Genomic DNA, 19736 nt, shown 5'->3' on the forward strand with positions numbered 1-19736 from the left:
CACGCCGGTCCGGGGGGCGCGTCCGGGCTTGGAATCCCCGCGATTACCCTGCGCCGCTCCCGCTCGCAGGGCCAGTGTCGGAGTCCGGTGCCACGATGGGTCCATGTCCTTCGGCCCCGCGACCCAGACGTGGTTCGACGAGTCGTTCACCGCACCCACCAGCGCCCAGACCGGCGCGTGGGACGCGATCGAGAACGGCCGCCACACGCTCGTCGTCGCGCCCACCGGCTCGGGCAAGACCCTGGCGGCGTTCCTCTCGGCGATCGACCGCCTGCTGCACCGTGATCCCGAGGTCGAGCCGCGAGGCACCTCGGTCCTCTACATCTCGCCGCTCAAGGCGCTCGCGGTCGACGTCGAGCGCAACCTGCGGTCGCCGCTCGTCGGCATCTCGGGGGTGGCCGCGCGGCTGGGGCACGAGCTCGCGCCGGTCACCGTGGGCGTGCGCACGGGCGACACGCCCCCGGCCGAGCGGCGCCGGCTCCAGTCGCACCCGCCCGACGTCCTCATCACCACGCCCGAGTCCCTGTTCCTCGTCCTCACCTCCGCGGCGCGCGAGATGCTCACGGGCGTCCACACCGTGATCGTCGACGAGGTGCACGCCGTCGCGGGCACCAAGCGCGGCGCCCACCTCGCGGTCTCGCTCGAGCGGCTCGACGACCTGCTCGACTCCCCTGCCCAGCGGATCGGCCTGTCGGCCACGGTCAGTCCGCACGACGAGGTCGCCCGGTTCCTCGGCGGGCGCGCGCCGGTCGAGGTCGTCGCGCCCGACGCGCCCTCGCGGCTCGAGCTGTCGGTGCGGGTGCCGGTCGAGGACCTCACCGAGATGCCGCCGCGCCACGAGGGCCCGCGCGAGGGCAGCGCCGCCCGCGGCCTCGACGAGTCCCGTCCCCAGGAGGCCGGCGGCACGATCTGGCCCCACGTCGAGGAGGCGATCGTCGACGCGATCGAGTCGGCGCGCACCACGATCGTGTTCGCCAACAGCCGTGGCGTGGCCGAGCGGCTCACCCAACGGCTCAACGAGGTCTGGGTCGAGCGCACCACGGGCGAGCGGCCCCAGCCCCACACGCGCAACCCGGCGCAGATGGGCGGACTCTCGGGGATCTCGTCGGGCGTCGAGCCGGTGCTGGCGCGCGCCCACCACGGCTCGGTCAGCAAGGAGCAGCGCGCCCTCATCGAGGACGACCTGAAGTCGGGCCGGCTGCGCTGCGTCGTGGCCACCTCCAGCCTCGAGCTCGGCATCGACATGGGCGCGGTCGACCTCGTCATCCAGGTGTCGGCGCCGCCGTCGGTCGCCTCGGGCCTCCAGCGCGTGGGCCGCGCCGGCCACCAGGTCGGCGAGGTCTCGCGCGGGCTCGTGTTCCCCACCGGCCGGCACGACCTGCTCTCCACCACGGTCACGGTCGAGCGGATGCTGGCGGGGCGCATCGAGCGCCTCGCGGTGCCGGCGAACCCGCTCGACATCCTCGCCCAGCAGACGATCGCGGCCTGCGCGCTCGAGCCGATCGACGTCGAGGCGTGGTTCGAGACCCTGCGCCGCTCCGCGCCCTTCGCCACGCTGCCGCACGCCGCGTTCGAGGCCACCCTCGACCTCGTCGCCGGGCGCTACCCGTCCGACGAGTTCGCCGAGCTGCGACCCCGTGCCGTGTGGGACCGGCACGCCGGCACCCTCACGGGGCGGCCGGGCGCCCAGCGGCTCGCCGTCACGAGCGGTGGCACGATCCCCGACCGCGGGATGTTCTCGGTGGTCCTCGCGGGCGAGGAGGGCACGGCCGGGCGCCGCGTCGGCGAGCTCGACGAGGAGATGGTCTACGAGTCGCGCATCAACGACGTGATCGCCCTGGGCGCCACCAGCTGGCGGATCATGGAGATCACCGCCGACCGGGTGATCGTCACGCCCGCGTTCGGCCTGCCCGCGCGACTGCCGTTCTGGCGCGGCGATGCGATGGGACGCCCCTACGAGCTCGGCGAGGCGATGGGCGCGTTCCTGCGCGAGCTGAGCGCGATGTCGCCGGCGAAGCAGCGCCGGCGGGTCGAGGAGGTCGGCCTCGACGCCTACGCCGTGGGCAACCTGTCGGCCCTCGTCGCCGACCAGTACGAGGCCACGCGTCAGCTGCCCACCGACACGACGCTCGTCGTCGAGCGGTTCCGCGATGAGGTCGGCGACTGGCGGCTCGTGCTGCTCTCGCCGTACGGCCGCGCCGTGCACGCGCCGTGGGCACTCGTCGTCGGCCGCCGGATCGAGCAGCGCTTCGGCGTCGACGGCGCGGTCGTGGCCTCCGACGACGGCATCGTCGCGCGCGTCCCCGACGTCAGCGGAGAGCCTCCGGGCGCCGAGCTGTTCGACCTCGAGGACCCCGACGACCTCGAGCCCCAGGTCACCGAGCTGGTCGGCGGCTCGGCGCTGTTCGCGGCGCGCTTCCGCGAGTGCGCGGCCCGGGCGCTGCTCCTGCCGCGGCGCAACCCCGGTGCTCGGGCGCCCCTGTGGCAGCAGCGTCGGCGCGCCTCGATGCTGCTCGACGTCACGCGCAAGTACCCCGACTTCCCGATCCTGCTCGAGACCGCGCGCGAGGTGCTCCAGGACGTCTACGACCTGCCCGCGCTCGTCACGCTCGCCCGGCGGATCCGCTCGCGCGAGGTCGCACTCGTCGAGGTCGGCACCGACAACGCCTCGCCGTTCGCCCAGCGGCTGCTGTTCGGCTATGTCGGCGCGTTCCTCTACGACGGCGACCTGCCGCTGGCCGAGCGGCGCGCTGCGGCACTCACCCTCGACCCCGAGCTGCTGGGTCAGCTGCTGGGGCGCGCCGACCTGCGCGAGCTGCTCGATCCCGAGGTCGTCGCGCAGACCGAGGCCGAGCTCCAGCGCCTCGTGCCCGAGCGGCATGCCAAGGACCTCGAGGGCGTCGCCGATCTGCTGCGCCTGCTCGGACCGCTCTCGGTCGAGGAGGTCGCCGAGCGCACCCGCGAGGACGTCCGGCTGCAGGCCGGCGGCTGGCTCAAGGAGTTGCGCGAGTCGCGGCGCGCGATCGAGGTGCAGGTGGGTGGACAGGCCCGCTGGGCCGCGATCGAGGACGCCGGCCGGCTGCGTGAGGCGCTGGGCACCGCGCTGCCGCTCGGCGTCGCGGAGGCCCACCTCGCCACCGGCGCCGATCCGCTCGGCGAGCTCGTGGCGCGGTACGCCCGCACCCACGGCCCGTTCACCGGCGAGCACGTCTCGCAGCGCCTTGCGCTTGGTCCGGCCGTCGTCCGCGACGCCCTCCAGCGTCTCAGTGAGTCCGGACGGGTCACCCGCGGCGAGTTCCTGCCGGTCGCCTCGGGCGAGGCCGAGTGGGTCGACACCGAGGTGCTGCGCCGGCTGCGCAACCGCTCGCTGGCCGCGGCTCGCAAGCAGGTCGAGCCGGTCGACTCCGCCGCGTTCGCTCGCTTCCTCCCGGCGTGGCAGCACGTCGGCTCGCGGCTGCGCGGGGTCGACGGCGTCCTCACCGTGGTCGAGCAGCTGGCCGGGGCCGCGCTGCCCGCCAGCGCGTGGGAGTCGCTCGTGCTGCCTTCGCGCGTCAGCGACTACTCCCCCGCCATGCTCGACGAGCTGACCACGGCGGGCGAGGTCACGTGGACCGGCGCGGGCACCCTGCCCGGCCGCGACGGCTGGATCCGGCTGCTGCCCGGCGACACCGCCGGACCCGCCACCGGCGAGCTCGTCGAGGCCGGCTCCGACACGCCCGCCGGACGCCTGCTCGAGGTGCTCGGCGACTCGGGCGCCTGGCTGTTCGGCGAGCTCGCCGACCGCGTGGAGGGCGAGCGCGAGGGTCTGGTCGAGGCGCTGTGGGAGCTCGTGTGGAGCGGCCAGGTCAGCAATGACACGTTCGCCCCGGTCCGCAGTCTGGTGGCCGGCGGCGGCTCGCACCGCACGAAGCGCCAGGCTCCCCGGGCCCGGATGGTGGGCGGACGCATGCGCGCTCCGCGCGCCGTGGTGCCGCCGATCGCCTCCGGCCGCTGGTTCTCGGTCCCGCTCGGCGGGCAGACCACGGCCGAGCACATCGCCCGGGCCGAGACCCTGCTGCACCGGTACGGCGTCGTCACCCGCGGCTCGGTGCAGGCCGAGCAGACCCCGGGCGGCTTCGCCGCCGCCTACCGCGTCCTGCGCGAGATGGAGCAGAACGGCACGGCCCTGCGCGGCTACTTCGTCGACTCCCTCGGCGCCGCCCAGTTCGCGGCGCCGGGAGTCGTCGACCGGCTGCGCTCGTTCGTGCGCGACGCCGACGAGCCTGCCGACTCCCCCGCGGTCACGCTGGCGGCCACCGATCCGGCCAACCCGTTCGGCGCCGCCCTGCCGTGGCCCGACCGAGGCGGGGACGGCCACCGCCCGGCGCGCAAGGCCGGATCGCTCGTGGTGATCCACGACGGTCGGCCGGTCATCTACCTCGAGCGCGGCGGCAAGTCCGCGCTCACCTTCAGCGACGAGCCCGTCGCCCTGACCGCGGCCGCCGAGTCCCTCGTGCAGACCGTGCGGCGCGGCCGCCTCGGCCGGGTCACGGTCCAGACCGCCGACGGCGAGCCGGTGGCGTCCACACCACTGGGTGAGGCGCTCGCCGCGGCCGGCTTCGAGGCGCACCTCAAGGGACTGCGACTCGATGCCTGAGGGCGACACCGTCTGGCGCGCCTGCCACCACCTCCACGAGGCGATGGCCGGGCACGTGCTGACGTCGACGGAGTTCCGGGTGCCGCGCTACGCCACCACCGACCTCGGCGGACAGGTCCTGCGCGAGGTCGTGCCGCGCGGCAAGCACCTGCTGATGCGCACCGACGAGTGGACGATCCACTCCCACCTCAAGATGGAGGGCTCGTGGCACCTCTACCGACCCGCCACGCTGCGCCGGGGCGGTCGTGGGCTGCGCCGGCCCGCCCACACGGTGCGCGCGATCGTCAGCACCGAGGAGTGGGTCGCCGTGGGCTTCAGCCTCGGCGTCGTCGAGGTGCTGCGGCGTGAGGACGAGGACACCGTCGTCGGCCACCTCGGACCCGACGTCCTCGATCCCGACTTCGACCGCGAGCTGGCGCTGGACAATCTCGCCCGCCAGCCCGAGCGGCCGATCTTCGTGGCGCTGCACGACCAGCGGAACCTCGCCGGGTTCGGCAACGAGTTCGTCAACGAGATGCTGTTCCTCTCGGCGGTCGATCCCCGTACTCCGGTGGCCGACGTCGACCTCGGCCGAGTGGTCGACCGTGGCGTGAAGCTCATCCGCCTCAACCGCGACCGCACCGAGCGCTCCTTCACCGGCAGCCTGCGCCCCGGCGAGCTGCACTGGGTCTTCGGCCGTGCCGACCGTCAGTGCCGCCGATGCGGCACCACGATCCGCGAGATCGCTCTCGGCCCGCCCACCCAAGAGCGTCGCGTCTACTTCTGCCCGAACTGCCAGGCCCCCTCTCCCGCCTCCGGCGGGCCAGATCTGTAGCGCTGTCCACCTTTTCTCGGCCGGAACCGACGAGAAAGGGTGGATGCCGCTACAGATCTCGCGCGGCCGGGGCCGTGGTCAGGCCACGCCGGAGCGCGCCGCCGGCAGGTCGGCCCGGCGCACCCACACCATGTCCTCGTCGAGGTCGGTGCGCCGCGCGTCCCAGCTGTCGAGGAACCAGTTCTGGCGCACCTTCCACGGCGTGCGGGCGCCCGACTTCGGCAGCAGCTCGTCGGCACGCGCGATGTAGCCCGAGGACAGGTCGAGCAGGCGCGCGTCGTGGCCGAAGTCAGCGTCCGGGTCGGGGATGCCGTAGGCGTAGCCCTTCGCATCGAGGTGGTTGAGGTAGTCGGCGACGTACTTCCACGTGAGGTCGGCCCGCAGCGTCCACGAAGCGTTGGTGTACCCGACGCACCACGCCAGGTTGGGCACGCCGCTGAACATCTGGCCCTTGTAGGTGTAGAGCTCGTGCGGATCCACCTTGGTGCCGTCGATGCTGACGTCGATCTGCCCGAGGGCCACCAGCTTGAGACCCGTGGCGGTGACGACGATGTCGGCGTCGAGGTGCTCGCCGGACGCCAGCGCGACACCCTTCGGCGTGAGCTCGGTGATCCGATCGGTGACGATCTCGGCCTTGCCGGCGCGCACCGCCTTGTAGAGGTCGCCGCCCGGCACGACGCAGAGTCGCTGGTCCCACGGCTTGTACGGCGGCGTGAGGCTGGCGCGGTCGACGCCGGGCATCGACTTGCCAGTGAGTCCCAGCAGGATCGACCGCGAGGCCCGCGGGAACGCGCGGCAGAACATGTAGAAGCCGACGGTCATCACGGCGTAGCGCAGCCGGGCGACCCGGTGGACGAGACCGGCGGGCAGCACCCTGCGGGCCGCGTTGGCCACCGGGTCGCTGCCGGGCTGGCTGAGCACGTAGGTGGGCGTGCGCTGCAGCATCGTGACCTTCTCGGCGTCCTTCGCCATCGACGGCAGCAGGGTCACGGCCGTGGCGCCCGAGCCGATCACGACGACCTTCTTGCCGGCGTGGTCGAGGTCCTCGGGCCAGAACTGCGGGTGCACGACCTCGCCCTCGAAGTCCTCGAGGCCCGGGAAGTCGGGCGTGTAGCCCTCCTCGTAGGAGTAGTAGCCGCTGCAGAGGTAGAGGAACGACGCGGTGACGACCTCGGTGGAGCCGTCCTTCACCGTGCTGGTGACCGTCCAGGTGGCGTCGTCGCTCGACCACTCGGCGGTGGTCACGCGGCGCCCGAACCGGATCCGGTCGGCGATGCCGTGCTTGGCCGCCGTGGACTCGAGGTAGTGCCGGATGTCGTCGCCGTCGGCGATCGCCTTGGGGTGCGTCCACGGCTCGAACGGGAAGCTCAGGGTGTACATGTCGGAGTCGGACCGCACGCCCGGGTACCGGAAGAGGTCCCACGTGCCGCCGATCGCGTCGCGCTGCTCGAGCACGGCGTACGACTTGCCCGGGGCTCGCTCCTGGAGGCGGTAGGCGGCCCCGATGCCCGACAGGCCGGCACCGACGATGAGGACGTCGACGTGTTCGGTCATTGCACACTCCTATGTGACATTGGTGATGTCACATTAACAGCACTTGTGGCGCACGTCACCGGCTCGCGTCACTCGGAGTTGCGCAGCGTCCGGACCGTGACCCGTGCCCCTCTAGAATTTCCCCATGACCGCCGTTGCCTCCGACGCGCCTGCGCCGGCACCTGCCGAAGACTCCCCGCGCTCCGATCGCGGACTGGGGATCTTCCTCGTCGTGACCGGAGCCATCGCGCTGTGGTCCTCGCTGATCCTCACGTACGACAAGATCTCGCTGCTCAAGGGCGAGGCCGCGGGCACCGCGAAGGAGCTCGGCTGCGACCTGTCGGCGTTCGTCAGCTGCAGCAGCGTCGTGAGCTCGAACCAGTCCGAGGCGTTCGGCTTCCCGAACACGTTCATGGGCATCGTCGGCTTCAGCGTGGTGGTGACGCTGGGCGTCCTGCTGGCCGCCGGCGTGGTGTTCCCGCGCTGGATCTGGGTCGGCCTCGGACTCGGCACCCTGTTCGGCATCGGCTTCGTCACCTGGCTGCAGTACCAGGCGATCTTCGAGATCGGGAAGCTCTGCCCCTGGTGCATGGTCGTCTGGGCGATGATGATCCCGATGTTCGTCGTGGTCGCCGGCCGCGTCACCGGCAGCCGCTTCGTGAAGAACTGGGCGGTCCTCCTCTCGGCCCTGTGGATCGTCGCCATCGTGGCCACGATCTGGTTCAAGTTCGGCGAGACCCTCTGGGCCTGACGCCCCCCACGCAACGACGACGGCCCGGCTGGTGATCCAGCCGGGCCGTCGTCGTTCTGGTGCTACTTCTTGGCGATCTTCTTGAAGGCCGAGTATCGCGCGACCGTGGTGAAGCCGGACTTCGTTCCCGTGATCCGCACGCGGATCTTCTTGCCCCGGTACTTCGTGGGCACCTTGTAGCTCGACCTCGTCGCCCGCGGGATCTTCTTCGATCCGACGTACCACTGGTAGCGGTACGACACCGGTGCCGGCCGCCAGTAGGTGGAGGCACGCAGCGTGCCCTTCGGTCGCGCCGAGCCAGTGATGCGCGGCGTACTCGTGGTGAGCACACCCGGGGCCACCGCGCGGGTCGCCGGGCTGGTGATCGTGATGGGCGCGTAGCCCGTCCGCTCACCCCGCACCTGCACCACGATGGACTTCCCCACGGCAGACGGCGGCACGGTGAACAGCGTCGAGGTGCCCTCCTGAGCGATCCGCCCACCGACGAGCCACGTGTAGCGGCGCGTCACGGGAGCGACCGGAGTCCACGCGGTGGCTGCGGCGGTGAGTCGCTGACCCACTCGGGCCGTGCCGGTCACCGCCACCCTGCCGCCGGTGAACGAGGCGCCGGTGATGCGCACGGTGGGCGTCGCCAGCGACCGGGGGTTGTAGCCGTCTCGCGTTCCCTTGACCACCGCGTGCACGTCAGACCCGATCAGTCCCGTGGACGGCGTGAAGGTCGAGCGGGTCTGGCTGGGGATCTTCTCGCCGTCGGCGTACCACTCGTAGTCGTACCGTTCCGCGAACGGCGACCACGTGCCGGGAACGGCGGTGAGCGGCTTGCCATGAATGCCCGACCCCTCGATGCGCGGAGCTGGCGTCGACGTGAACTCGAGGTTGGTGACCGGCACCGTCGGCGAGCTCTCGATCGTCATGTCGTCGAAGTTCAGACGGCGCGCCGTGACGCGGACCTTGATGACCTTGCCGGCCTGGGCGGCGGTCACCTTGAACGTGTCGCCGGTCTCGCCCGAGATCGGGAGGCTGTCCGCCCACCACTGGTACGAGTACGAGTCCGGTCGGGGCGAGAAGCTGCCGGTGGAGGCGGTGAGCGTGTCGTTGACCCTGACGTCGTTGCGAGGCTTCGTGATCGTCGGGACCGCCGAGTTCGTGAAGACACCGTCCTGGATCTGGAGGGTGGGCGTCCACTGCGCGGAGGCCGGGCTGGGGAAGGTCTCCGAGCGGTAGCCGTCCTTCTTGCCGGTGACGACCGCCATCAGGCACAGGCCCTTCTCGTCGATCGTCGGTGCGTAGGACTGACGATCCGCGTCGGGGATCTGGATCCAGTTCTTCAACGCTCCGTCGTTGCAGTTCGCGGTGCTGATCCAGTAGCGGTACCAGCGGAATCGCAAGTCGACGCCACCCGGGTGCCACCCGTTGTCGGCTGCGTCGTACCGCTCGATCTGGGTCGTGTCCGGGTTGAGATCGACCGTCAGGACGTTCTGCACGCCGCGGTGCCCGGCAACGATGGCGGGCCGCAGGGGCATCAGACCGGTCTCGGCCGAGCTCGACCACGAGCAGTTCTCCGCGGTACGAACCCGGTCGACCATCGCGACGGAGTCGAGCGAGTTGTTGTTGGCGTCGCTGATCGAGAGCGTCACGGACGAGCCAGCCGTGATCGGAACCTCGAACGTCTCCACCGACGTGAAGTGGTTCAACGGTGTGACGTCAGCCAGAAGCGGGACTGCGTGATCGTCGGGCTGCCGCTCGAACTCCTGGTTGATCCCGTGCCAGTACTTGATCGTGTTCACGCTCATCGGCTTCGGCTCGGGATAGCGCGAGTCGCGGATCGGGTCCGCGAGCTGCCCGAAGTACCGCACCCCGGCGTGGTTCGCGTACTCGGTCTCGTCACCTGCCGCCTTGAGCGAGATCGTGTCGCCCGGCACCGTCTCGGCGTAGGTGTGCACTCGCTCCTCGGTCCCCATGGCGACGTCCATCAGCAGGCATGAGCCGGTGGCAGCAGCGCCGACGTCGAACGTCAGCGACACCTTGTCGTCGGCGCCGTCGAGGTTCGTCGACGGCTGCAGACCTGGCACGCTCATGTTGAAGAGGTCGGACGCCAAGCCGGTCGACAGCACGGCGTACTGCGCGTTGCCGTGACGGCTGGGGAAGTCGTTGAACTTCCGCGTCTCGACGCCGAAGCCGCGGGGGTCGCCCGCCTGCGCGACCGTGATGCCGGACGGCAGGTCGAGTGCCGTCGCCAGCTGGGCGTCGCTGGCGGCGGCGTGCGCCGACGTCAGCGGAAGGGCTGCGAGCAGTCCCCCGGTCAGGACGCCGGCGACGACGCCCGTGGTGCACCTACGCATGTGGTTCTCCCTCTGTGCGCGTGGTCGATGAAGCAGCGGTACGGCTCGCTCAGGAGCCCTTGAAGGCGGCGATCGCGCCGAGGATGGCCGGGCCGATGACGATCATGAACAGCACCGGGAGGATCGTGCCCATCAGCGGCATGAGCATCTTGACGGGGATCTGGTTCGCCACCGCCTCGGCACGCAGTCGTCTGCCGACTCGCATCTCGGCCGCCTGGTCGCGCACGATGTCCGACACCGGAACGCCGAACTCCTCGCCCTGGAGGATCGAACGGACGAACTTCTTCAGCTCGGGGACGTCGGTGCGCTCGACGAGGGACTCGTACGCCTCCCTGCGAGGCAGGCCAAGACTGATGTCCTGGATCGTGCGGACGATCTCGTCGGCCAGCGGTCCGCCGCCCGCCTGCGCCGAGCGGGACAGTGCGTTCTCGAAGCTCGTGCCGGACTCGATCGAGATCGTGATCTGGTCCAGCAGGTCGGGCAGCGAGTACTGGATCTCCTCCTGCCGGCGCGTGGCGCGTCCGTTCAGCAGAATGTCCGGGGCGAAGTAGCCCATCAGCGGTGCGCCGAACAGCCCGGCCCAGCCGATCAGGCCACCTCCCTGCCCGGAGTAGATCATGATGCCCAGGCCCACGCCGGCCGCAGCGAAGATCAGCTTCTGCATGAGGATCTTGGCGACGCTCGAGTCCTCGGGACGTCCGGCGAGCATGTAGTTGCGCTCGGCCTTGTCCACGATCGAGCGGGGGGTCAGTCGGTAGCCGAGACCGCCCTTGGACGCGCCCTGGTGCAGGTCCTTCGCCGATCCGCCGACCACCACCTCGGACTCGGTCAGCTCGCGCAGGCGCGCGGCCGCGACCGACTCCTGCTTGCCGAAGATGCCGAGCGCCTTGAACAGCAGGATCAGCGACGCGAAGATCGCGATGATTCCGACGAGCAGCATCACAGTTTCACCTTCGTGATCGACCGGAGCCACAGGCCGCCGAGCGTGTAGAAGAACAGCGCGAGAAGGAGCAGGATCTTTCCGGCGGTCGTCGTGAACAGCGGCATCATGTAAGTCCTGTTGACCAGCAGGAACAGCAGACCGATCGCGACCGGCAGACCCATGAGGATGGCCGCGGAGGCCTTGCCCTCGGCCGCCAGCGCGTTCACCTTGAGGCGCAGCTCGTTGCGCTGGGCGATCGTGTCCGTCACGCGGTCGAGGATCTCGGTGAGCCGGCCACCCGACTCACGCTGGATCGCCACGGCCTCGGTCACCCAGAGGAAGTCGTCGCTCTCCATCCGCGCCGAGGTGTCCCTCATGCCGTCGATCAGGTCGCGTCCCAGGCGGGTCTCGTTCACGATGCGCGCCAGCTCCTCGCCCATGGGCGCGTCCATCTCGGCGGCGACGTTGCCCAGTGCGTTCGGCACGTTCATGCCCGACTTCAGCGCCGAGCTCAGGAGCGTCATGGCCTCCGCCATCTGCGCACCGAATGCGGCTCGGCGACGACTGGTCTTGATGCTGACGAAGAGCTTCACGGTCACCGGCGCGACGATCATCACGACGATCGCGAAGAACAGTGAGGTCGTCAGCGCCAGCGTCCCGGCGAACGCGATGAAGGCGATCAGCAGCGTCGTCGCCACGACCGAGGTGACGCTCGACTTGATCCCGGCGAGATCGAGCTCCTCCTCCGTGAAGGGCTTGATGCCGAGGGTCTTGAGGCACCGCTCGATCAGGTCGTAGATCGGCGTGGAACGCTGGACCGAGACGCCGTCCTCGGTGACCATCGCCGCTCTCATCTGCTCGGATCGCAGGGTGGCCAGCTCCGGCTGGAGCAGTGCATATCCCAGGCAGGTCACGGCCACGAGGATCAGCACGACACCGAAGGCCAAGAGGCTCGTCATGACACGTACTCCTCGTTCTCTCCGAGCAGGTGGGGCGGCACCTTCACACCGCGCTCCTCCAAGAGGGTGATCATGCGGCGACCGTCTCCGGCGCGCTTCACCGTGCCGAGCGGCTTGCCGTCCTCGTCGTAGCCCGCGCCGAAGTCGAAGCGGTAGAGGTCGTTGAGGACCGGCTCGTCGTCCTTGATGCCGACGAGCTCCGTCACGTGCGTGATGCGGCGCGATCCGTCCCGCAGACGGGTGATCTGCACGATGAGGTCGACGGCCGAGCCGATCTGCTCGCGGATCGCGCGCAGCGGCAGGTCCATGCCGGCCATCAGCACGAGCGTCTCGAGACGGGCGATGCAGTCGCGCGGCGAGTTGGCGTGCAGGGTCGAGATCGAGCCGTCGTGACCCGTGTTCATCGCCTGCAGCATGTCGAGCGCCTCACCCGAGCGGCACTCGCCGATGACGACGCGGTCGGGGCGCATGCGCAGCGAGTTCTTGACCAGGTCGCGGATCGTGACCTCACCGCGACCCTCGATGTTCGCGGGACGGGCCTCGAGCTGGACGACGTGCGTCTGCTGGAGCTTGAGCTCGATCGCGTCCTCGATCGTGACGATGCGCTCGTCCTCGGGGATGAACGACGAGAGCACGTTGAGCAGCGTGGTCTTGCCGGTGCCGGTGCCGCCCGAGACCAACACGTTGAGGCGGCCACGCACGCACAGCTCGAGCACCTCGGCCAGCTCCGGGCTCAGGGAGCCGTAGTTGATCAGGTCCTGGATGCTGAGCGCCTTCTTGGCGAACTTGCGGATCGTGAGCGACGAGCCGCGCACGGCCAGCGGCGGGATCACGGCGTTGACGCGGGAGCCGTCGGTGAGGCGTGCGTCCACGAGCGGCGAGGACTCGTCGATGCGGCGGCCGACCTTGCCGACGATGCGCTCGATGACGCGACGCAGCTGCTCCTCGGAGCTGAACGACTCGTCGGCCAGGGTCAGCTTGCCCTTGCGCTCGACGAAGATCTGCTCGGGGTGGTTGACCATGATCTCGCTGACGTCGTCGTCGTCGAGCAGTCGCTGGATCGGCCCGAGGCCTAGCGCGTCGTCCTCGATCTCGCGTGTCAGCGCCGCACGTTCCGACGCGCCGAGCTGGACGTGCTCCTCCTGGAGGATGAGCTCGAGCTCCGTGCGGACGAAGTCTCGCAGCTGCAGATCAGTGAGGGACGCGTCGTTGATGCGCGAGCCGATGCGGCGGAAGAGCGACTCGACCGAGCGCTTCTTGAGGTCGTCGAGCACCGCGGAGCGCTGCAGGACGGTGGTGGGGCGATTGGCGGTGTCGGCGACCTTCTCCGCAGCCAGCAGCCGGTCGGTGATGCTCATTCGTCCCTCCTGAAGAGTCCGCCACGGCGCCGCGTCGTCTCGCCGCGGAGCTTCGCCACGAGTGCGTCGACGGCGCCCGACAGCTCGGCCGAGCGCTTGGCCTGCGCCAGCGGCTTCCCCGTGTTCACCGAAAGCGCGATGTCCACCGAGCGGGCGATCGACACGTCGACCGGCATCCGCATGGCTTGGGCGATGTCCTCCAGTTCGAGTCCCGTGCCGGACTCGGTCATGTTCACCACGAGGTGGCGGCTGCGCGGCAGGAGGTCGATCCGGTCCAGGAGGTCGGCGGCACGACGCAGGGCCTTGACGCTCGAGACGTCCATCGTCGTCACCATGATCACGTCCGTCGCTACTTCCAGCGCCGCCATCGTCTCGTCGGTCAGGCCCGAGCCGGTGTCGACGACGACGTACGCGTAGTCCGTGGACAGCTGGCGCAGCAGGTTGCTCTCCTGGTGAGGGGAGACCTTCTCCAGCGCGGCCGGCGACTCGGAGGCGGCCAGGACGAGCAGCTTCTCGTCGAACGCGTTGAGCAGGCCCTTCACCACGAGAGGCGGGTGCACGGCCTCCTCGGTGAACGCGTCCTCGAGAGTGTGCTGCGCGGAGATGTTGAGGACGCTGGCCACGTCGCCGAACTGCGAGTCGAAGTCGACGATGACGGTGTGGAGGGGTGCACGACGCGACAGCGCGATCGCGAGATTCGTGGAGATGGTGGTCTTGCCGACGCCGCCCTTCGGCGACAGCACGACGACGACCCGGTGCTCGTCGGGGTCGACCTTGACCGCGGGGGCTGCGGGCACCGGGGCCGGCGCATCCCGCTCCGGGGCCGCACCCGGCATGGCCGAGCCGATGTGGCGCGCCAGCAGTCGCTCGATCTCGAGGTCGGAGGAGATCGCCGCGACCGCCTCCACGACGCCAAACTGCCGCTGTTCGGAGGACAGCGGCTCGGGGGACTCTCGGACCAGCACGACGGGGACGTCGAGCTGGTGGTCATGGACGATGTCGGCCAGCTCCATCGACTGCTCGTCGTCGACGTCCTCGCAGATGACCACGAGGTCGATCGCCCTCATCGTGCCCAGCATGGAGTTGAGCGCGTGCTCGGTGAACGTGGGACGCAGGCCCACGACCTGCCGGTCTGCGACGCGTCGCAGCCTTCCCGCGTAGGGGCTGGACTCGGTGACGACGACGATGATGCTCACTTGACAAGTGTCCCCACATCTACGGCCGACGACCCGCCACGGTCGGTCTTCTCGTTCTGCACGGTGAGACGGACCTGACCGAACTGGGCCGCGGCGGCCACCTGCGTGGCCTGGGAGGTGTTCACCGCGAGGGTGACCACCGAGGTGTTGTCCTCGTTGGACTTGACGTTCGTGACCAGGACGTTCTGCGCGATCATCCGGCTGCGCTTGTCCTCACCGTCCTCGATGGTGGCGATGACGCCGACGCGAACCCCTTCATCGATGCGCTCCGCGACGCTGGCGGCGGCATCGAGCGACACGGACATCTCCTGCAGACCGTCAGGCACGTTCGCCTGCGAGGCGGCCTTCGCGCCCTTCTCGTCGAAGCGCGACTCGAGCAGCTGCTCGCCCGCCACGAGCGGCACGGTGGTCTTCAGCCCCTCGATCTGCTTGAGGTCACGGACCGCGCCCTTCGCGATGGAAGCGTTGGGCAGGCTGACCTGCTCGACGTTGTCGGTCACGGTGGCCGCGTCGGCGTTGGCGCTGAGGTCGTTGACGACCCGGTAGACCTGAACCATCTCGGCACCCTCGAACGCGCGATTCTTGGCGCTCGCCGCGTACGCGACGACAGCGCCGATGCCGATCACCGCGAACAGAGCGGCGGCGATGGCGGCGATCACGCGAGAGTTCATGAACCGTGTCCTTCAGGTAGTCGTGGAGTCAGTCGACGAGCTTGACGTTGGCGAGACCGAGATTGGGAGCCTCACCGCTCAGGCCCGAGCCGGTGTTGGTGTAGAACGAGCCGTACTGGGTGAAGCCGTTGAAGAGGGCGCCCTCGGACGAGCGGACGAACTGTCCGCGGACGCCGGCGCAGCCGCCGCCGATCGTGGCGAAGTTGAACTTCATGTCGCAGTTGTTGGTGTAGCTGAGCGCCGAGAAGCTCGGCTGGGTGCCGAAGTAGATGAAGGGGTAGTTGACCCACTTGTCGACCTTGAACGGCGCGAAGCCGAGGATCACCAGGCGGCTCGGGTAGGTCACCGAGCCCCAGAAGACCGACTTCTTCTCCACCGCGTAGATCGGCATCATGACGACGCTGCCGTTGCCGACGCCGGAGAGCTTGCTCTCCATGCACGTGTCGGCGGTGATGAGGGCCCAGTCGTCCAGCATGTTGCGGTAGACGTCCCACAGGTTGGCGCTGAAGTCGCAGTTCGTGTTGACGCCGGGGAAGAACGAGCGCGTGAAGTACATCGCCTGGCCGACGGAGGTGTAGCCCGAGGCCGAGCCGCGCTTGCCGTAGACCGTGGCCGCCGTCGCGCCCGTGCCCGGGCAGCTGGACTCCGCGGTGCTGTAGCGGGCCCACAGGTAGGTGCGCATCGCACCGGGCGACGTCGCCGAGCCGGGCTGGGCCGCGAGCCAGTCGCAGTAGGGCAGGCCCATGGGGATGAGCTTCGTGCCGACCAGCGGCACGGTGCCCCAGGAGGCCGTGGCCTCGGCTCGGACGGTGGTCGAGGAGTCGCCGAGGACACGCGCGAAGGAGTGGTTGACGTTCTTGGAGACGCGCACCGTGACCTTGCCGTCGTCGAAGACGGGGCTCTTCACGACGCCGTCCTTGAGCGTCTGGGCCGTGGCCGTGGCGCCGGCGTTCTGCTGGGCGTACCAGGTGGCGGTGCCGGGCGTGCAGGACGCGGTCTTCTTGAGCGAGCAGTCCGTGGCCAGCGCCATGACGGCCTGGTCCGCGGCGTTCTGCACCGCGGCCTTCTCGCTGGAGGCGACCGCGAAGTCGACCGAGACGGCGGCCATGCCGAGCAGGGCGACCATGGAGAGGGTCACGAGGACGATCGTGGCGCCCTTCTCCTTCCTGCGAAGTCCGAAGCGACGCGGTCGGGAACGGCTCGTCAGTTGCATTGGGCCACTCCCTTTCCGCGGTAGGTGAAGTTCGCTCCGAAGAGTCCCGTGATGGTCGGGCGCACGATGGTGGTGTTGACGGTGACGGCCTGGCCCACCGTGGTGGTGGTGCAGTCGATGCTCTTGGTGACCGTGGCTCCTGGAGCCATCCCGGTCACGTTGGCCCGCGCCGTGTTCCAGTTGCGGTCGATCGAGTAGTTGCGGGCTGCGATCTGCGTCGCGTTGTTCAGCTGGGTCCGGTAGTTCCACGCCATGCCGAACTCGAGGATCCCGATGACGATGGCCATCAGAACGGGAGCGATGAGGGCGAACTCCACGGCCGCAACACCGCGCTCGCGCTCGCGGCGCGAACGTCGTGTCCAGGTCGTGAAGTGCAGCATCACGTCTCCTCCCTCAAGGACTCGTGGGGGTGGGGCGTCGTCGCCCCGGGGACGGGTGTGCCGCGCCGCGTTGAGCGACGCGGCACACCTCGTGGTTGGTCGGGATCAGCCGCCCATCGAATCGACGGCGGTGTCCCAGAGACCCGTGAGGGCCGGGCCGAAGACGGCCATGGCGCCGACGATGGCGACCGCGATGACGGCGATGATGAGCGCGTACTCGGTGGCGGTGGCGCCCTTCTCGTCGCGGTCGGCCACGAAGGCGTTCAGGAAGCTGAAGATCTGCAGCATGGGTTTCTCCTCAAGTGATATCGACGAACTCGCATACTGCGAAGTCCTTGATCAGAAAGTAGTGCGACAGATGTGGCTCGTGTGACCTAATCGATGTAAATGGAGAACAAAGCCCTCAAAATAGTTCCAAGTGACTAGCGTTTCGCATGTTACGTATGTGACTTGAACGCTATGGGGTCAGATCGACCGAGATCTGCTCACATCAGCTCGATGACGCCGGCCCACATCTGAGCGATCGACTCGTGGAACGAGCCGACCACGGCGACCATGCCCAGGGCGACGCCCATGATGATCATCGCGTACTCCACGCCGCTGGTTCCGCGCTCCGATTGCGCGAACCGAGCCTTCCACCAGGTCATACGAAGCTCCTCGGGTGATGCCACTGATACCGGAGGGGAAGACGTGGCAGATGGGCCGAAGGTAGTGGACGGATGAGGTCGCCGGGTGCGATTCCGCCAAGATCCCAGTCTTTCTCCGGCCGCGCCCGCGGGCGAAGCGGCAGACAATCGAAGGGTGGACTTCCAGACCCTCGCGCTCATCTGCGTGATCGGTCTGCTCGGGCCCCTGCTGGCGGTGCCGTCGACGTGGCGCATCCCCGTGGTGGTCGGGGAGCTGATCGGCGGGCTCGTCGTCGGCGCGAGTGGCGCCGGCTGGCTCGATCCGGGCGACGAGACGTTCACGTTCCTGGCCGAGCTCGGCTTCGCCATGACGATGTTCGTGGTCGGCACGCGGGTGCCGATCCCCGAGCGCGGACTGAGGTCCGCGCTCGTCGTCGGGGCGGGCCGGTCGGCGCTCGTCGGCGTCGCCGCGGCCGTGGCCGGCGCGACGCTGGCCTGGGCGTTCGACTCCCCTCACGCCGCGGTGTTCGCGGTCCTCATGGCCTCGTCGTCGGCAGCGCTGGCCATGCCGGTCCTCGAGGACGAGGAGTTCGGCGGACCCCACCTCGTCCCGATGCTCACCCAGATCGCCGTCGCGGACGTCGTCTGCATCCTCGCGCTGCCGCTCGCGATCGCGCCCGAGCGTGCCGCGGAGGCCGCGCTCGGCTCGCTGTTCGTCGTGCTGGCGGGCGTGGCCCTGTTCCTCACCCTGCGCAGGCTGGAGGACCGCGGTGTCTGGGAGGCCGTGCACGAGGAGAGCAAGGAGCGCCGGTTCGCCGTCGAGCTGCGGTTCAGCCTCATCGTCCTGACGGCCGTCGCGGCGCTCGCCGTGGCCACCCACGTCACCGTGATGCTCGCCGGGTTCGTGTGCGGACTCGCGATCGCCGCGGTCGGTCCGCCGCGGCGGCTCGCGCGTCAGCTGTTCGCGCTGGCCGACGGCTTCCTCGGACCGGTGTTCTTCGTGTGGCTGGGCGCCTCGCTCGACCTCACGGGCGTGCTCGACGAGCCCGGGCTGATCACCCTCGGCGTCTGCCTCGGGCTCGGTGCACTCCTCACGCACCTCGTCGTGCGACTGACCGGACTGCCCGTCCCCCTCACCGTGCTGACGGCGGGCCAGATGGGCGTGCCGGTCGCGGCCGCCACGATCGGCACGCAGACCGGCGAGCTCGAGGGCGGTCTGCCCGCCGCGCTGATCCTCGGCGCCCTGATCACCGTGGCCGCGGTGTCGGTCGCGGCGCGCTTCCTGCCCTCCCCCACCCCGGCGGACTGACCCGCGTGCACCCCGACCGGCAGACTGGACCCATGAACAGCTCGAGCGACTCCGCCGTCGCCGTCTACTTGGACTTCGACAACATCGTCATCTCCCGCTACGACCAGGTGCACGGGAAGCAGTCCTTCTGGCGCGACCGCGACGCCGGCTTCGACGACGCCAAGCTCAAGGCGGCCGAGGTCGACGTGCACGCGATCCTCGACTACGCCTCGTCCTTCGGGCGCCTCGCGCTGACGCGCGCCTACGCCGACTGGTCGATGCCGGTCAACACGCGCTACAAGAAGCAGCTCGTCGACCGCGCGATCGACCTCATCCAGCTCTTCCCCGCCTCGGGCTCGAAGAACGGCGCCGACATCCGGCTGGCCGTCGACGCGCTGGAGGACATGGCGCGGATGCCGCAGGTCGGCACGGTCGTGCTCGCCGCGGGCGACTCCGACTACATCCCGCTGGCCCAGCGGCTCAAGCGGATGGGCCGGTACGTCGTGGCCGTGGGCGTCGCCGGTGCCACCAGCCGCTCGCTGGCCGCCGCGTGCGACGAGCTGCTCACGTACGACAGCCTGCCGGGACTCTCGCAGGGCTCCGACGAGGTCGAGGAGGCCGCACCCCCGGCGAAGAAGGCCGCGAAGAAGACGGCCCGGAAGTCGGCGAAGGCGGCCCCGGAGGCCGAGCCCGAACCCGAGCCCGCGCCTGCCGTCGCGCTCAAGCCGATCTTCGTGGCGGCCGCGCCCGACTCCGACGACGAGCAGGACGACGAGCGCGCGCTCGCGCGCCAGGCCACCCGCCTGCTGCTGCGCGCCATGCGCCTGCTGGGCGAGAAGGACTCCGACGACGAGTGGGTCCACTCCGGCACCGTGAAGAGCCAGATGAAGCGCATGGACTCCTCGTTCAACGAGAAGGACCTGGGATTCAAGTCGTTCACGGACTTCCTGAAGTCGCGCAAGTCCGCTGTCGAGGTCGACGAGTCGGGCCAGACCCGCAAGGTTCGGCTGCGACCCGGCCACTGAGATTGGCGGCGCGTGGGCTCCG

At 69.9% G+C, this 19736-nt stretch carries 16 protein-coding genes; 5 read left to right on the forward strand and 11 right to left on the reverse strand.

What is annotated here, in order from left to right; all coding sequences use genetic code 11:
• Positions 1-103 precede the first annotated feature (103 nt).
• Both ACK99Q_RS00755 and ACK99Q_RS00760 read left to right on the forward strand, forming a co-directional pair.
• A complete protein-coding gene (locus tag ACK99Q_RS00755) occupies positions 104-4636 on the forward strand; it encodes an ATP-dependent helicase (protein ID WP_410184351.1) in 4533 nt (1510 codons plus the stop codon).
• The gene (locus ACK99Q_RS00760) at positions 4629-5450 is read left to right on the forward strand and encodes a DNA-formamidopyrimidine glycosylase family protein (protein WP_410184352.1); all 822 of its coding nucleotides are present in this window, start codon (positions 4629-4631) and stop codon (positions 5448-5450) included. Before ACK99Q_RS00755 ends, ACK99Q_RS00760 begins: the two co-directional genes overlap by 8 nt.
• A gap of 78 nt (positions 5451-5528) precedes the next feature.
• Here the strand turns inward: ACK99Q_RS00760 and ACK99Q_RS00765 are convergent, their stop codons facing one another.
• The gene (locus ACK99Q_RS00765; protein WP_410184353.1) at positions 5529-7004 is read right to left on the reverse strand and encodes a flavin-containing monooxygenase; all 1476 of its coding nucleotides are present in this window, start codon (positions 7002-7004) and stop codon (positions 5529-5531) included.
• Between the two features lie 124 nt (positions 7005-7128).
• Between ACK99Q_RS00765 and ACK99Q_RS00770 the strand changes: the two genes are divergently transcribed.
• The gene (locus tag ACK99Q_RS00770; RefSeq protein WP_410184354.1) at positions 7129-7734 is read left to right on the forward strand and encodes a vitamin K epoxide reductase family protein; all 606 of its coding nucleotides are present in this window, start codon (positions 7129-7131) and stop codon (positions 7732-7734) included.
• 62 nt (positions 7735-7796) lie between these two features.
• Here the strand turns inward: ACK99Q_RS00770 and ACK99Q_RS00775 are convergent, their stop codons facing one another.
• The 10 genes from ACK99Q_RS00775 to ACK99Q_RS00820 all read right to left on the reverse strand — a co-directional run bounded on the left by ACK99Q_RS00775 (position 7797) and on the right by ACK99Q_RS00820 (position 17422).
• Positions 7797-10076, reverse strand: a complete 2280-nt coding sequence (locus tag ACK99Q_RS00775) for a hypothetical protein (RefSeq protein ID WP_410184355.1) — start codon at positions 10074-10076, stop codon at positions 7797-7799.
• 49 nt (positions 10077-10125) lie between these two features.
• Positions 10126-11016, reverse strand: coding sequence for a type II secretion system F family protein (locus ACK99Q_RS00780; protein ID WP_410184356.1), 891 nt, complete (start codon positions 11014-11016; stop codon positions 10126-10128).
• Positions 11016-11957, reverse strand: a complete 942-nt coding sequence (locus tag ACK99Q_RS00785; RefSeq protein WP_410184357.1) for a type II secretion system F family protein — start codon at positions 11955-11957, stop codon at positions 11016-11018. Before ACK99Q_RS00785 ends, ACK99Q_RS00780 begins: the two co-directional genes overlap by 1 nt.
• The gene (locus ACK99Q_RS00790; RefSeq protein ID WP_410184358.1) at positions 11954-13315 is read right to left on the reverse strand and encodes a CpaF family protein; all 1362 of its coding nucleotides are present in this window, start codon (positions 13313-13315) and stop codon (positions 11954-11956) included. The genes ACK99Q_RS00785 and ACK99Q_RS00790 overlap by 4 nt, the downstream gene beginning before the upstream one ends.
• A complete protein-coding gene (locus tag ACK99Q_RS00795) occupies positions 13312-14511 on the reverse strand; it encodes a CpaE family protein (RefSeq protein ID WP_410184359.1) in 1200 nt (399 codons plus the stop codon). Before ACK99Q_RS00795 ends, ACK99Q_RS00790 begins: the two co-directional genes overlap by 4 nt.
• Positions 14508-15182, reverse strand: a complete 675-nt coding sequence (locus ACK99Q_RS00800; protein WP_410184360.1) for a Flp pilus assembly protein CpaB — start codon at positions 15180-15182, stop codon at positions 14508-14510. Before ACK99Q_RS00800 ends, ACK99Q_RS00795 begins: the two co-directional genes overlap by 4 nt.
• A 28-nt stretch (positions 15183-15210) precedes the next feature.
• A complete protein-coding gene (locus ACK99Q_RS00805; RefSeq protein ID WP_410184361.1) occupies positions 15211-16320 on the reverse strand; it encodes a Tad domain-containing protein in 1110 nt (369 codons plus the stop codon).
• A gap of 65 nt (positions 16321-16385) precedes the next feature.
• Positions 16386-16775, reverse strand: a complete 390-nt coding sequence (locus tag ACK99Q_RS00810; RefSeq protein ID WP_410184362.1) for a TadE/TadG family type IV pilus assembly protein — start codon at positions 16773-16775, stop codon at positions 16386-16388.
• Positions 16776-16880: 105 nt separating this feature from the next.
• Positions 16881-17063 (reverse strand): Flp family type IVb pilin, encoded by a 183-nt coding sequence (locus tag ACK99Q_RS00815; protein WP_410184363.1) that lies wholly within the window; start codon positions 17061-17063, stop codon positions 16881-16883.
• A 197-nt stretch (positions 17064-17260) separates the two neighbouring features.
• Positions 17261-17422: a Flp family type IVb pilin gene (locus ACK99Q_RS00820; protein WP_410184364.1), complete on the reverse strand. Its 162-nt coding sequence runs from the start codon at positions 17420-17422 to the stop codon at positions 17261-17263.
• Between the two features lie 154 nt (positions 17423-17576).
• Here ACK99Q_RS00820 and ACK99Q_RS00825 point away from each other — a divergent pair, with 154 nt between their 5' ends.
• Both ACK99Q_RS00825 and ACK99Q_RS00830 read left to right on the forward strand, forming a co-directional pair.
• Complete coding sequence (locus ACK99Q_RS00825) at positions 17577-18710, forward strand: cation:proton antiporter (protein ID WP_410184365.1); 1134 nt, start codon at positions 17577-17579, stop codon at positions 18708-18710.
• A 32-nt stretch (positions 18711-18742) separates the two neighbouring features.
• The gene (locus tag ACK99Q_RS00830) at positions 18743-19714 is read left to right on the forward strand and encodes an NYN domain-containing protein (RefSeq protein WP_410184366.1); all 972 of its coding nucleotides are present in this window, start codon (positions 18743-18745) and stop codon (positions 19712-19714) included.
• Positions 19715-19736: the final 22 nt, after the last annotated feature.

The organism is Aeromicrobium sp. MLTX1, from assembly GCF_046452335.1.
Classification (GTDB): domain Bacteria; phylum Actinomycetota; class Actinomycetes; order Propionibacteriales; family Nocardioidaceae; genus Aeromicrobium.